The following is a 14,554-nucleotide window of genomic DNA, read 5'->3' on the forward strand; positions in this document are numbered from 1 at the left end:
TTTTAGTAATTTTCTAAACTCACATTATCACTTGAATTTTATCATATCTTGATAACACTTTCAAGAATTATGGAAGATTATTTAATTTTGACATCAAAAAAACTCATCCACGAAAGATGAGTTAGGGTTAGTCGGTAATCGGGAAGACAGGATTCGAACCTGCGACACCTTGGTCCCAAACCAAGTACTCTACCAAGCTGAGCTACTTCCCGTAGCTAATATTAAATTTTTGAAACTTCTTTGTTCAGTATCTCCACTTTTAAAAGTACTTGTAAAGTAAATTTGCTTCGCAAATTCCTATCCACAGCCTCAAAGCATGCTTTGAGCTCTACCAAGCTGAGCTACTTCCCGGACATGAAGTGCTTGACGCTTTAGCGTTTAGCAATTCAGTTCTTCGCGCTTATCGCGAAGTTCCAAATATTATTTTAGAATTTTTAAATTCTTACCGATACTTCTCTCATTTTATCTAAAATATCAGTATCAAACAAAAAAATGACTTTCGCCATATTCTGTTTATGCAAGCGGTAGGATTCGAACCTACAACCGCCTGATTCGTAGTCAGGTACTCTATCCAGTTGAGCCACGCCTGCGTTTCTCTCAAACGACTATATTAGTATATCAAGTTTCCCATAAGTTGTCAAGAATAAACTCATTGGATATGAATTTTTTAGAATAAACCTTCGTTAAAAACGAATAAAAAGAGCAGAATCACTTCTCCTCTTCTTATTTTATTATCTACCAAAATAAACTTGTTGAGCCTTAGCTCCCCCATCTTGTACTGTTAGCAAAGTGCTGACCGTTACAAAGGTATAACCTTGTGCTTTCAAATTTTGAATAATCTGCGGCACAGCATCTACTGACCATTGGTGAATATCATGCATCAAAATGATTGCTCCATCATGAGCGTAAGTCGAAACATTTTGAACAACTGGAGCACTTGTACGATAACGCCAGTCATTTGTGTCAACAGTCCAATTAACTGCACTTAAATTTGTTTGACTTAAAACAGATTTATTATAACTCCCATAAGGTGGACGGAAGAGTGTTACGTTTTTACCTGTAATTTTATTAATTAACTGATTTGCACTCTCAATTTCTTGCTTTTGTTGGTCTGGTGAGAGTGTTACCAAGTCTTTATGGTCCCATGTATGCGAAGCGACTTCATTTCCTCTATCAGCTTCTTCTTTAATAATTTGGGGGCAGGCTTGGGCTTGTTTTCCTAAAGCAAAAAAGGTTGCTGGAACTTGTGCATCTGATAAAATTTTTAATAATTGAGGGGTCGTATTAGGGTTTGGTCCATCATCAAAGGTCAAGGCAATCAATTTTTTATTTGCATATTGATTTTGAACGTTCGCAATACGCTCCGCTTCTTTTTGACGTTCAATAAGTATTTGTTTGTCAGCATTTACTTGTTTTGCCAATGCTTCTTTGTCTGATTTCTCATATGGAGCCTTTAATAATTCTAAAGCCTCTTCAGAGCTTTTTATTCCTTCTTCACTTATATTTTCATGGGCTTTTGCAACAATCTGGTTCACTTTGTCAATCTCTGACAAATAGTTTGTCAATTGGCTCATTGATTTATCTAAAGATGTTTTATCTTTAACATGAAGCTTATCAATTAACTTATGAGCCTGTTCAATATCGTTTGCTTTTCTTGAATCATAAGCCTTGTCTTTTGCATTTCTCGCCTCATCTACTTGTTTTTCATAAGCAATTTTTTGCTTTTGAACTCCTTGATCATAATAATAGGTTCCTACTCCCGCTACCACTATTAATAACGCACCTATAAGCAAGGTAAGCTTCCAAAAAGCTTTTTTTGCTCCTTTTGATTTTAATCTTCTTTGTTTCATTATTCTTCCCTAAATAACTTTTATCATTTCAAAAAAGTTCAATTGTAACAATTTAACTACTGAATGATTTAAAAAAACTCTATCCTCCTATCTTAACATATCCATTCTTAAGATTAAAGCCATTAATTTATTGTTTTTTCATCTTCTGATAACCTATTAACTTTAAATTGTAAAAATTGGCTAATTGTATCAACAGCAAAATTGAGAACGTGCTCGTCTGGATTCATTTTTTGTGAATGAAGGGGAGCATCACTATCAATTCCTAACCAAAACATGACTCCAGGAATTTTGCTCAAAAGGTAACCAAAATCTTCACCAGTCATGGCTGGAGCGATGTCAATAAGATTAGCCTTAGTTTCTTTTTTGAAAAATTCCATCAGTTCTTTAGCAAGTTCAGGATGATTTTCAACTGGAAGATAGCCGCCTTGTTTAAGTTTAAGCTCAATTTCCATGTTAAAAGATTGCGCGATTCCATTTGCAAGTTCTCTTAAACGTTTTTGAGTCAATTCATTGACTTCTTGGGTCAGACTCCGGATAGTTCCATGTAAAAAAGCACGTTCAGCGATAATATTATTCGTTGTCCCAGCCTCCATTTTTCCAAATGTAACCACTGCTGAAGCTAACGGATCCACATTACGGCTTACAATCGTCTGAACCTGAGTGATAAAATAAGCGGCTGCTACCAAAGCGTCATTTGCTGTGTGGGGAAAAGCAGCATGTCCTCCTGTTCCAATAAAGGATAATTCAACTTCACAAGTCCCTGCAAAAAGCGTATGCTGATTCGTAGCGATATCACCTACTTTTAAATCTGGTCTGACATGTAATCCATAAAATTCATCAGGAAGCCAATTTTCAAATGCTCCAGCATCATACATTAATTTTCCGCCCGCTTCATTTTCTTCAGCAGGTTGAAAGAGAAAGAGGAGATTATCTCTTGGTTGGCTTTCACTCATTTTTTCCAATAAACCAAGAGCAACGGTCATGTGAATATCGTGTCCACAAGCGTGCATTCGTCCATTTTTACTAGCATAAGGTAAATCAGTTAATTCCTCAATAGGCAGACCGTCAATATCTGTTCGCCAACCAATTGTTTTTTGACCCTGACTTCCTGCTAGATAAACTAGAATACCGGTTTGCCATGTTCTTACTTGAATAAATGGTTTATTTTGAGTCAGTTCTTGAATAATGGCTAGTAAATACTTTTGAGTTTCGTATTCTTCAAGACCAATTTCAGGAATTTGGTGAAGCTGCCGTCTGATTTCGATTAAATTTATCATATTTTTTCCTCATTACTAGGCTTAATTTCAATCTTTTTTATTTATTTTACTCTTTTTTGGCTGTATATTGCTCTTTTTAGCAAAAAAACTTTTGCTAAGATTAACAAAAGTTCAGAAATAAGCTATTTCTTTAATTTTACAAATTTCTAAGGGCATCTTCTAAAGCCGTTTTTTGTTGTGTTTTTTCATCTATTTCTTTGATAATTCGAGCTGGAACACCAGCAACAACAACGTTTTCTGGAACATCTTGGGTAACAATTGCCCCTGCTGCAACAACAGAACCTGAACCGACTTGTACTCCTTCGATTACAACAGCATTGGCTCCCACAAGGACATTATCCCCAACACGAACAGGTTCAGCACTTGCAGGCTCAATAACACCAGCCAAAACAGCTCCAGCACCAATATGAGAGTTCTTACCAACCGTCGCACGGCCACCCAAAATTGCCCCCATATCAATCATTGTGCCTTCACCAATTTCAGCTCCGATATTGATGATAGCCCCCATCATAATGACCGCACTATCGCCAATAGTTACTTGGTCACGAATAATTGCTCCTGGCTCAATTCGAGCATTGATTTCTCTGGTATCAAGGAGAGGAACAGCTGAATTTCGGCCTTCAAGTTCTAGGGTGTAATCTTTATTCTCAGTCAAGCCAGAAAGCAATGGACGTACTGCTTGCCAATCTCCAATGATAATTTTTAAGCTGTAATGTGTGTGAAAATCTCCCAGAACTTGGATTCCTTTATTGGCTAGTGCCTTAAAATTTGGACGCCCATTTTCAGCAAGAAAACCAGCTGCTTTAAAACTAGGCATTCCTGATAAGGTTACCTTGACACGTGTTTTTTTCTCAGCGTTCCCGATAAATTGAATTATTTCTTGTGCTGATAGTTTTTGTGCTTCCATTTTTACTCCATTCTAGGGCCATTCAGTTATTGATGACACTTTATAGGCCTTTTTATGATTCTGTCAGTAAAAATTTACTGACAGAATCATTTTACCTACAATATTATTGTTCTATATTATAGCAAATTATCAAATATTTGGAAAATTTTCAATTCTGCTTAAAGAAAAAACAGCCGAAACTGTTTTTTTACTGACAGAACTGTCAGCATTTATTTTATAAACTCAGAAAGACTTTCTTTCTTTTTATCAAATTTGATAAAAGTTCCGTCAGCACTTCTCTTCATAAATGTTGGAACGGTTTCTACTTCGTGAGCTTTACGAATCGCTTGTAATTCTGGATTGAGGTCTGTATTTTCTGTGTCAACGTAATAAATCATTTTGTCAGCATAGTCAGGAAGAGCCTTAACAAATCTTCTGGTCCAAGGACAAGTGACACGTCCAAAAAGTACAAATTGGCCTTCTGTCAGCTCTGACAGACGTTCTGGCGCAAGTGGAATTAGTTCTTTTACATTTTCAAAAAATTCAGTGCGCATTTCTCCAGTGTAGGGTCTTTCGACCCATTCACCAATAACAATAAAGGTATTGTCCTCAGGAGCAATAAAAGAAAACATGAATCTTCCATCAACAGCTGGCGTAATTGGACTTACAGGAAGTCCAAGTTCAATGATTTTATCATGAATTTCATCAATTGTTTCTACTGAAATTGCTAAAGTTTCAGGATTTGGGTCATAGGTTTCATTAAGTGCTACTTCATCTTCCAAACCTAATTCTTTCCAAAAAATTTCTGCATTTTCCAAGCTATTTACGTTTAAAGTAATCATTTTTTCTCCTCTTGAGCATTTATTTAGGAAACTTTTGACCATAAAATAAGTAAAATTGTCATTATGATAATAGATACAACGAGCAAGCTATCTCGCATTTTCCATTTGAGTTGACGGTATTTTGTACGTCCATCTCCCCCTTGATAGCCTCTGCTTTCCATTGCGACTGCTAAGTCATCCGCACGGCGGAAAGAACTGACAAATAATGGAATTAAAATTGGAATGACTGATTTGATTTTTTTCAGTAAATTTCCTTCGCCAAAATCCATTCCTCTGGCTTTTTGAGCATTCATAATCATTGTTGTGTCATCCATTAATGTTGGAATAAAGCGTAAAGAAATAGATAACATCAAACCTAATTCGTGAACAGGGACTTTGATTTTTTTCAAAGGTCCTAAGCCTTTTTCGATTCCATCAGCCAAGGTCAATGGTGGCGTGGTCAGCGTCAAAATTGTTGACATAAAAATAATCAAGACAAAGCGAAAGAAAATATAGACGGCATTAATCAAAGATTCTGTGGAAATTTTGATAAACCATAGACTAAAAATGACATGTTGACCATTAGTAAAAAGCATTTGGAAAATAACTGTGAACAGAATTAAACCAATCATTGGCCGTAGGCCTTTTAAAAAATAGGAAACTGAAATTTTGGATAATAAAACACCCGCTAAAGTGTAAAGCACTAAAAGAAGATAACCTAACCAATCATGAGCCAAAAAGATAATGACAACAAAAGCAATCATCACCAAAAGTTTTGAACGCGGGTCCATGCGGTGAATGATACTATCACCTGGAATATAACGTCCCATCAGCATATTTTGCATCAGTTTTCACCTCCTGATTTTACTGACAGACTTGTTAGTAAATTAACAAGTTCAACTCGTGTGATTGGCAATTTTTCAAAAGTATAGGCTCCTGTTTTTTGAAGTTGGTCAGCAAAATGAGTCGCTTTTGGCACTCCCAATTCATGTGCTTTCAAAAAATCAACTTCTTGAAAAACATCTGACGGAGTACCGCAGCTGATAATATGTCCTTTTTCAAGAAGATAAACGTAGTCAGCATAATCGGCCACGTCATCCATTAAATGAGTGACTAAAACAACGGTTTGACCCGTCTGATGAATACTCTCAAAAAGTTTCATCATCTCAATTCTAGCTTTTGGGTCAAGGCCTGCTGTTGGTTCATCAAGTACCAAAACTTCTGGTTCCATCGCGAGAATCCCAGCAATGGCCACACGACGCATTTGTCCTCCTGAAAGTTCAAAAGGAGATTTTTCCCAAAATTCTTTTGAAAGACCAACCATTTCCAGTTTCTCAGCAGCAATTTTCTCAGCTTCTTCTTTTGAAATTCCAAAGTTTTGTGGTCCAAAAGCGACATCTTTTAAAACCGTTTCTTCAAAAAGTTGGCTTTCAGGAAATTGAAAGACTACACCTACTTTTTTGCGGACAGGTTTAATCTCTTTTTGTTTACTTGTTGAAGTGACAACAATATCACCTACTCTAACCGTCCCTTGTGTAGGTTGCAACAATCCATTCAGATGTTGCAAAAGTGTCGATTTACCAGAACCAGTATGCCCAATCAAAGCCGTGTAACTTCCTTTTTTGACTTCTAAATCAATGTCAAAAAGGGCACGACTGGCAAAGGGACTGTTGGGCTGATAAGTATAATTTACTTTTTCAAATTTAATCATTTTTCTTTTTTCTCAAATCCAATAATATCCATTTTAATGACAGAAATTCTAGCATACTAGAATTTTATTAAGTCACCGATTCAAGGACTCTCATTAATCGCCTTGAACTGACAGAAACTTCATTTATCCGCCAATTTCACACTCACGTTAATCGCGTGTAACTGACAGAAATTCTGTCAGTAAATTTAGCGCAACTTATCAGCCAAAAGCTCTACCAATTCGTCTTCTGACAGATACTTTTCTGGTAAATCAAAGCCATTTTTTCGCAGGTCTTTCATTAAATTTGAAGAGAAGGGAACATCTAGTCCAATTTCAACCATATCCTCACTCGTTGCAAAGAGTTCAGACGGTGCCGCTTCCTTAATTATTTCTCCTGCTTTCATCACTAAAATTCGGTCAGAGCTTGCTGCTTCATCAAGGTCATGAGTAATAGATAAAACGGTCAGTTGATATTTCTCTTTAATTTCATGAATCACGCGCATAATCTCTTGACGCCCGGTCGGATCAAGCATTGAGGTTGATTCATCAAGAATAATGATTTCAGGTCGCAAAGCAATAATTCCGGCCACAGCTACCCTTTGCTTTTGTCCACCAGAAAGTCTCGCGGGTTCGCGGGTTTTGAAATCAAGCATATTGACAGCAAGCAAAGCTTCGTCGACTCGTTTAATCATCTCTTCCCGTGGAATTCCTTGATTTTCCATACCAAAAGCGACATCATCTTCAACTGTTGCCCCAACAAATTGGTTATCCGGATTTTGAAAAACCATCCCAATCTTTCGACGAAGATTCCAGACATTTTCAGCAGTCAAAAGTTCTCCATCAATTTTGACTTTTCCTTCAAATTCTTCAAAAAGACCATCAATCAGTCGAGCAGTTGTCGATTTACCAGAACCATTTTGGCCAATAATCGAAACCCATTCCCCTTTTGTAATCGAAAAGGAAACCCCATTAAGCTGATTTACATCGCTTTCTTTTTCATATTTAAAAACTAAATTTTCTACTTCGAGAATTTTATTCATAGCCCTTATTATACCAAATTTTAGACACTTTTAAGCATTTAGTTTTATATTTCTACTAAAAATGACATTCTTTATCGCCAAAACAAAACATTCAAAAGTCATTGCTAAACGAGAAGGTATTTTGTTATAATATTAAAGTAATCGGAGAAGTGTCCGAGTGGCCGAAGGAGCACGCCTGGAAAGTGTGTATACGTCACAAGCGTATCGGGGGTTCGAATCCCCTCTTCTCCTTTATAAATTCACATTCTTAAAAATAAAAAAACATTAATTATAAAAATTAATGTTTTTTATTTTTATCTATCCTGGAAAACTAGCAAGAGCTACATCTTTTCCTAATTCTTCTTCAATTCGCAAGAATTGATTATATTTTTCAACCCGTTCACTTCGAGCCATTGAACCTGTTTTTATTTGGCCAGCATGCATGGCTACCGCAAAATCGGCAATGTAGCTATCAACTGTTTCACCTGAACGATGAGAAATCATTGTCTTATAGCCTGCTTTTCTCGCTAAACTAATGGCTTCAATCGCTTCAGTTACTGTTCCGATTTGATTAAGTTTAATCAAAATAGCATTTGCTACACCTTTTTTAATTCCTTCTTTGAAAATTTCAGGATTTGTCACAAAAATATCATCACCTACTAATTGAATTTTTTGACCTTGAGCTTTCGTTTGAGCTGCAAAGCCCTCCCAGTCATGTTCAGAAAATCCATCTTCAATGGAAATAAGTGCTGGATATTTTTCAACTAAATTTTCATAGTAAGTCAATAGTTCTTTAGAAGTCAATTTTTGCCCTTCAAAACGATAAACTTTTTCTTTATCATCATAAAATTCACTTGAAGCTGGGTCAATGGCAATCGCAATTTCTTCACCAGGAACATATCCTGCACTTTCAATTGCTTGATAAAGTGTAGCAATTGCATTTTCAGTAGAACCAAGTTTAGGGGCAAAGCCACCTTCATCACCTACGGCTGTTTCTAGCCCTTTGTCAGCTAAAATTTTCTTCAGAGTATGGTAGATATTTGCAATTTTTTCTAAACCATCGCGAAAGCTTTCCCGTTTGACTGGTGTAATCAAAAATTCTTGAACGTCAATTCCTGAATCGGCATGTACTCCACCATTAATGACATTGAAAAAGGGTTGTGGAAGTTCCAAATCAACTCCACCAAGATAGCGATAGAGTGGAATTTTTTCACTATTCGCTGCCGCACGAGAAATGGCCATTGAAACCCCTAAAATTGCATTAGCCCCTAAACGAGATTTATTTTTTGTCCCGTCACGCTCAATCATCAAATGATCTAATTTTGCTTGATTAAATGGTGATTGTCCTTTCAAGGCTTCATAAATTTCGCCATTGACATTTGCGACGGCTTTAGAAACGCCTTTCCCTTGAAGACGGTCTCCACCATCTCTTAATTCAACTGCTTCACGGTCTCCGGTTGATGCTCCTGAGGGTACTGCTGCGCGTCCTAGTGTCCCATCTGTTAATCTAACATCTACCTCAACGGTTGGATTTCCTCTAGAATCAAAAATTTCTCTTGCGTGGATGTTTTCGATTGTGACTGTCATAATAAATCTCCTTTTCTTTGCCTTTAATGCCTTGTAAGTCAAAGAAAAAATGGCAGACTACAAGGCAAAAAAAGACTTTGCTTTGTAGGCGCCATTAGATTCAAGCTATTTCTTGAAACGGTTTCGGGTGTGCACCATACCCATCTACTATTAATTTACCACTTTATTTTTATGAGGTCAAATTTTTGAAACTTATATTTAAAAAAATACATTTATCATTAAGCAAAATTGTGTTATAATCACTATAATTCGCTCCTGTCAGTAAAGACAGAGCATCAGTAAGGAATGACATGAAAACACTACTTGTTCTATGTGAAGTTAAATATTGGCATGATTTTAGAGAGGGCTTGGCAAAAGTTGGCGTTTCTTTTCTTGGTTTTGATAAGAAAAAACCTAATCGATTTGAGATTGACCAACTTGTTGCCAAAGCTGATTTCGTCGTTATGAGAAACCGCAATGTGGCTCATCATTCAGTTCAATTTGCTAAAGAAGCTTGTAAAGCAACCGATACACCCTTTTGGATTAGTAGTAACTTTGGTTTAGAAACCATTATCAAGCAACTTTCTCAAACTTTTCCAGATGAATCTTTTGAAAGCACCGACGAAAATAAGAAAAGCAAAAGAAAAATTGAAAATAGAGTTATACAAAAGCAAAATTCTTTAGCCGAAAGTGCCCAAAGCAAAGAAAGTCAAAATTATTTAAAAGGAAAAAAGAAACATCTCCCTCTAAAATCGGCGCTAAAAGATTTCAAAATTACTGACGACGAACCAGATTTTACAAAATTATTTAAAAAATAAGCGCTGACGCATTTGTCAGTGCTTATTTTTAGTGACAGAATTTCTGTCAGAAGATAGCCGTTGGCACTTTAGCGCTTACGGATATACTCAAATGTCCATCAGTAACTTTTAAATTAATTTTTCTTTATGAATTTGTTCAAAAGTTTTTTCACCATCATTGAGTTTTTCCCAAATGACAACTTGTCCTTGTTTTCGAGATTTTGGTACATCGATAATCCGCTGATTTGATGACCCACGGAATTGGAGCATTAAGTTTTTCTTTGATAATTCAAAACGACCGTCAACTAAAATATCTAACAAATCAAGCATTTCTAATTTGTCATCTGTTTCAAGCAACATCTCTTCCCATGTATAACCTGTCCATGACCAAATATCTTTATCCGGTAACTCACGACGAATCCGTTTGAGCAAAGGAATCAAAAATGTCGTATTCAAGAAAGGTTCCCCACCAAGAAGCGTCAGTCCTTGGACATAAGGCTGAGCAAGGTCAGCCATAATTTTATCTTCAAGCTCTTTGGTATAGGGCGTTCCATAACGAAATGACCAAGTGGCTTGATTATAGCAGCCCTCGCAATGAAACATACAGCCACTCACATAAAGTGAGCAGCGCACCCCTTCACCATCAACGAAATTGAAGGGCTTATAATCTGCAATATAATTTTGTGAGAGTTCATCAGCTCTCCATTCTCCTGGTTTTGGATTGTTCATACTTATTTCTCCGCAAAATATTTTGATTTCGCTTCGTCAACTTCGACTGAATCAATCAAATTTCCATCGTTCAAGGCTCCGACAGAACCATTCATATGTTTTACACGTGATGAAATTTCTTTGTGACGACCATGAACCATTGGACGTGCTTGCGGATTTCCAAGATATCCACAAGTTCTTTTGACAACGTCACAGGTTTTAGGATCATCATTGCCACATTGTGGACATTTAAACCCACGTTCCGTTGCCGCAAAATCTCCTTCAAATCCACAAGCATAGCAGTGGTCAATTGGTGCATTTGTTCCAAGATATCCAATACGATCGTAGGCAAAGTCCCAGACTGCTTCAAGAGCTTTCGGATTTTGTTGAAGAACAGGATATTCACAGTAATGAATGAATCCACCATTGGCATAAACAGGATAGTCTTTTTCAAACTCTAATTTTTCAAATGGAGTTGGATTTTTACGCACATCATAGTGGAAAGAATTAGTATAGTAATCTTTGTCAGTAATATCTGCAACTGAACCGAATTTTTCTTTATCCATTCGGCAGAAACGGTCAGTTAAACTTTCTGACGGTGTTGAGTAAACAGAATAATGATAACCAGAGGCTTTAGACCAATCTTCACAATCTTCATGCATTCGTTTCACAATTTCAATTGTAAAAGCTTTAGCTTCAGGATTATTTTCCCAAGTTGGGCCATAAAAAGTAGTCGCCACTTCATAAAGTCCAATGTAACCTAAACTTACAGTTGCACGTTCTTTATTGTACAATTCATCAACTGAACCTTCGGCATCAAGACGTCCCAATGCACCATTCATAAAGAGAATAGGTGCATTTTTAGGTTGTGCTTCTTTAGCACGTTCAACACGAAAAGCAAGGGCATCATGAGCAATTTCAATTCTTTCATTGAAGATTTCCCAGAATTTTTCTTTATTTCCAGCGGCTTCAAGAGCAATACGTGGAAGGTTAACTGTAACAACTCCAAGATTATTACGTCCAGCAGTCACGTCATTCCCATTTTCATCTTTCCAGCCTTGCAAGAATGAACGACAACCCATTGAAGCTTTAAATGAACCTGTTAATTCAACAATTTTATCATAGCTCAAAATATCAGGGTACATCCGTTTTGTTGAACATTCAAGCGCAAGTTCTTTGATGTCATAGTTTGGTGTCCCTACTTCGAGGTTAAGTCCACGTTTGAGTGTGAAAATTAATTTAGGGAAAATAGCAGTACGGTGTTCTGAACCTAAACCACCAATCCGGACATTCAAAATTGCTTTTTGAATTTCACGCGCATACCAATCGTCTCCAAGACCAAAACCAACTGTTACAAAAGGCGTTTGACCATTTGAAGTAAACAAAGTATTAATTTCATATTCTAAAGATTGCATTGCATCATAGATATCTTTGGCTGTTTTTTCACGAGCATAAGCTTCTTGTTTTTCAGCACCATCAATCCATTTTTGTGCTTCTTTTAAATGTTTTTTATAATTTAATTTCGCGTAAGGCGCCAATACTTCATCGGCACGGTCAAATGAACAACCACCATATTGTGAACTAGCCACATTAGCGATGATTTGACTGGCTTGCGCAGTTGCTGTTTGAATTGATTTTGGCGAATCTACTTGCGCATTTCCAAGTTTAAAACCATTTTCAAACATATTTTTAAAGTCAATCAAACAACAGTTAGCCATTGTAGTAAATGGACTATAATCAAGGTCATGATAATGAATATCACCCTTTTGGTGAGCGTTTGCCACATGTGGCGGAAGAAGTTTCAAACCAATTGCTTTGGAAACCGCACCAGCTGTCAAATCACGTTGAGTATTGAAAACGTTAGAATCTTTATTGGCATTTTCATTAACGACAGTTTGGTCGCGATTAATTAATTTTTCAATCGTGAAATTGATATCCGTTGCTTTGGTACGGGCCAAATCACGGTTAGCACGATAAGAGATATATTCTTCAGCCAATTGAGTTTCACCAGACTCAAGGAGTTCTTGCTCAACAATCGATTGAATTTCATAAATTTTGACATTTTCAGAAAAACGAGTAAAGATTTCACTGACTACTCTGTCAGTAAGTTCTGAAAGAACCGACATATCTGTCAGTTCGACTTTTTTAGCCGCTTTAGTCAAAGCATCAAAAATTTTCTCACTGTTAAATTTCACTGAGCGTCCGTCACGCTTTATCACATTAATTTCTTCTAGTGTTACATCTTGATATTTTACTTCACTTTTCATATTAACCATCCTCTTCAATTACATCATCTATTTTATCAAATTCTCGAAAATGACACAATATATAGGTTAAATTATGTAAACACACACAATATCTTGTGTTGCTTGTTTTCATTCCCTTTTCTCAATTTCGCAAAGCAAAATATAATCTCTTTGTATTTAAAATGTAATCATTGCGTCTTAAATCAGATTTTTTATCTAAATTCTCACATTTTCTAGCCAATATAAAACATTAAATAAAAAACGTTTACAAACCGCCACATAATTGTCATCTTTTTCTTCCATTAACCGTGGTAAAATAGGGTAGTACTTATTTTATTCTGTATTTTCAGGAAAGGAATTATTTATGCCAGTTTCTCGTATTAAAGTTAAAAATAGACATTTAAAAAAGAAAGCCAAAAAACCACTGGCTTTTTATAAACCAGCGACCAAATTTGCTGGCGCTGTTCTCATTGCAGGAACTTTGACGACCACTCACGAGCTTTTGCTCCAACAAACAAGCCCAATGGTTCAGGCTGCAACCAATTCGACAGAAGCTTTTATTGAAAGTATTGCTGCATCAGCAAAACCAGTTGCCGATAGTAATGGTCTTTATCCTTCAGTTATGATTGCTCAAGCTATTTTGGAAAGTAACTGGGGTTCAAGCCAACTTTCTCGTGCCCCCTATTATAATTTATTCGGTATTCAAGGAACTTATCAAGGAAAAAGCGTTGTTTTTAAAACTCAAGAATATCTCAATGGTAAATGGGTCACAAAAGATATGCCATTTAGGGTTTATCCTTCCTTTAATCAAAGTTTCCAAGATAATGCTTATGTTTTAAAAACTACAAACTTTGGAAATGGTCCTTATTATGCTAAAGCTTGGCGAGCAAACGCGGCAACCTATCAAGCTGCAACCGCAGCTTTAACAGGAAAATATGCAACTGACCCTAATTATGGTGCTTCCCTGAATCGAATTATTTCTCAATATAATTTGACTCGTTTTGACGGTGCTTCTTCTGCTGGTACTTCTAATTCCGGTGGTTCAACAGCTACAAATACCAATAATAATTCAAATACAAGCTCAACCACTTATACAGTTAAATCTGGCGATACACTTTGGGGAATTTCGCAAAAATATGGAATTAGTGTTGCTCAAATTCAAAGCGCAAACAATCTTAAAAGTACAGTCATCTATATTGGGCAAAAGCTTGTATTGACAACTTCAAGTTCTTCGTCTAATACAAATAGTTCAACTTCTTCAGGAAATTCTGCCGGAACTACAACGCCTACTACTTCGGTCACTCCTGCCAAACCAGCTTCACAGACGACGATTAAGGTTAAATCTGGTGATACGCTTTGGGGACTCTCTGTCAAATATAAAACGACGATTGCTCAACTCAAGAGTTGGAATCATTTGAATTCTGATACAATTTTCATTGGACAAAACTTGATTGTTTCACAATCTGCCGGTTCTTCAAGTTCTTCAACAGGTTCAAGCTCAGCCTCTACGAGTTCAACTTCTAACTCTTCTGCAGCTTCAAATACCTCTATCCATAAGGTTGTTAAAGGAGATACGCTTTGGGGACTTTCACAAAAATCTGGTAGCCCAATTGCTTCAATTAAGGCTTGGAATCATTTATCAAGTGATACCATTTTAATTGGTCAATATCTTCGTATTAAATAAATTGTAATTT

Annotated in this window: 12 protein-coding genes, 3 tRNA genes and 1 riboswitch; of the genes, 3 read left to right on the forward strand and 12 right to left on the reverse strand. The window is 36.5% G+C overall.

Annotation, left to right across the window (positions count from 1 at the left end; translation table 11 throughout):
* Positions 1-138 precede the first annotated feature (138 nt).
* The 9 genes from IAE52_RS03395 to IAE52_RS03435 form a co-directional block, all read right to left on the reverse strand.
* Positions 139-212 (reverse strand) — tRNA-Pro (locus IAE52_RS03395).
* Positions 213-516: 304 nt separating this feature from the next.
* Positions 517-590: transfer RNA gene (locus tag IAE52_RS03400), tRNA-Arg, on the reverse strand.
* Between the two features lie 141 nt (positions 591-731).
* Positions 732-1,850, reverse strand: a complete 1,119-nt coding sequence (locus IAE52_RS03405; RefSeq protein WP_021723048.1) for a polysaccharide deacetylase family protein — start codon at positions 1,848-1,850, stop codon at positions 732-734.
* Positions 1,851-1,972: 122 nt separating this feature from the next.
* Positions 1,973-3,127, reverse strand: coding sequence for an N-acetyldiaminopimelate deacetylase (locus tag IAE52_RS03410; RefSeq protein WP_012897145.1), 1,155 nt, complete (start codon positions 3,125-3,127; stop codon positions 1,973-1,975).
* A gap of 136 nt (positions 3,128-3,263) precedes the next feature.
* Positions 3,264-4,034, reverse strand: a complete 771-nt coding sequence (gene dapD, locus IAE52_RS03415; RefSeq protein ID WP_010905260.1) for a 2,3,4,5-tetrahydropyridine-2,6-dicarboxylate N-acetyltransferase — start codon at positions 4,032-4,034, stop codon at positions 3,264-3,266.
* A 209-nt stretch (positions 4,035-4,243) separates the two neighbouring features.
* Complete coding sequence (locus IAE52_RS03420) at positions 4,244-4,855, reverse strand: thiol-disulfide isomerase (RefSeq protein ID WP_033900400.1); 612 nt, start codon at positions 4,853-4,855, stop codon at positions 4,244-4,246.
* Between the two features lie 23 nt (positions 4,856-4,878).
* Positions 4,879-5,679, reverse strand: a complete 801-nt coding sequence (locus tag IAE52_RS03425) for an energy-coupling factor transporter transmembrane protein EcfT (RefSeq protein WP_004255779.1) — start codon at positions 5,677-5,679, stop codon at positions 4,879-4,881.
* Positions 5,679-6,545, reverse strand: a complete 867-nt coding sequence (locus tag IAE52_RS03430) for an energy-coupling factor ABC transporter ATP-binding protein (RefSeq protein ID WP_033900397.1) — start codon at positions 6,543-6,545, stop codon at positions 5,679-5,681. Before IAE52_RS03430 ends, IAE52_RS03425 begins: the two co-directional genes overlap by 1 nt.
* 185 nt (positions 6,546-6,730) lie before the next feature.
* A complete protein-coding gene (locus IAE52_RS03435) occupies positions 6,731-7,564 on the reverse strand; it encodes an energy-coupling factor ABC transporter ATP-binding protein (protein ID WP_004255784.1) in 834 nt (277 codons plus the stop codon).
* A 143-nt stretch (positions 7,565-7,707) separates the two neighbouring features.
* On the opposite strand from IAE52_RS03435, the gene IAE52_RS03440 reads away from it, so the two are divergent.
* A tRNA-Ser gene (locus tag IAE52_RS03440) sits at positions 7,708-7,795 on the forward strand.
* Positions 7,796-7,861: 66 nt separating this feature from the next.
* Here the strand turns inward: IAE52_RS03440 and eno are convergent.
* Complete coding sequence (gene eno / locus IAE52_RS03445) at positions 7,862-9,130, reverse strand: phosphopyruvate hydratase (protein WP_033900396.1); 1,269 nt, start codon at positions 9,128-9,130, stop codon at positions 7,862-7,864.
* A 78-nt stretch (positions 9,131-9,208) separates the two neighbouring features.
* Positions 9,209-9,281, reverse strand: a riboswitch (Fluoride riboswitch).
* A gap of 139 nt (positions 9,282-9,420) precedes the next feature.
* On the opposite strand from eno, the gene IAE52_RS03450 reads away from it, so the two are divergent.
* On the forward strand, positions 9,421-9,927 hold the full coding sequence (locus tag IAE52_RS03450) for a DUF2325 domain-containing protein (RefSeq protein ID WP_033900395.1): 507 nt from the start codon (positions 9,421-9,423) through the stop codon (positions 9,925-9,927).
* A gap of 108 nt (positions 9,928-10,035) precedes the next feature.
* On the opposite strand, the gene nrdG is transcribed toward IAE52_RS03450, so the two are convergent.
* Together nrdG and nrdD are read right to left on the reverse strand one after the other, a co-directional pair.
* Positions 10,036-10,641 (reverse strand): anaerobic ribonucleoside-triphosphate reductase activating protein, encoded by a 606-nt coding sequence (gene nrdG / locus IAE52_RS03455; RefSeq protein WP_025016575.1) that lies wholly within the window; start codon positions 10,639-10,641, stop codon positions 10,036-10,038.
* Positions 10,638-12,881, reverse strand: a complete 2,244-nt coding sequence (nrdD, locus tag IAE52_RS03460) for an anaerobic ribonucleoside-triphosphate reductase (RefSeq protein WP_109990600.1) — start codon at positions 12,879-12,881, stop codon at positions 10,638-10,640. Before nrdD ends, nrdG begins: the two co-directional genes overlap by 4 nt.
* A 343-nt stretch (positions 12,882-13,224) precedes the next feature.
* Here nrdD and IAE52_RS03465 point away from each other — a divergent pair, with 343 nt between their 5' ends.
* Positions 13,225-14,544, forward strand: a complete 1,320-nt coding sequence (locus tag IAE52_RS03465; protein WP_010905256.1) for a LysM peptidoglycan-binding domain-containing protein — start codon at positions 13,225-13,227, stop codon at positions 14,542-14,544.
* Positions 14,545-14,554 lie beyond the last annotated feature (10 nt).

The organism is Lactococcus sp. S47 (assembly GCF_016517475.1).
GTDB classification, from domain to species: domain Bacteria; phylum Bacillota; class Bacilli; order Lactobacillales; family Streptococcaceae; genus Lactococcus; species Lactococcus lactis.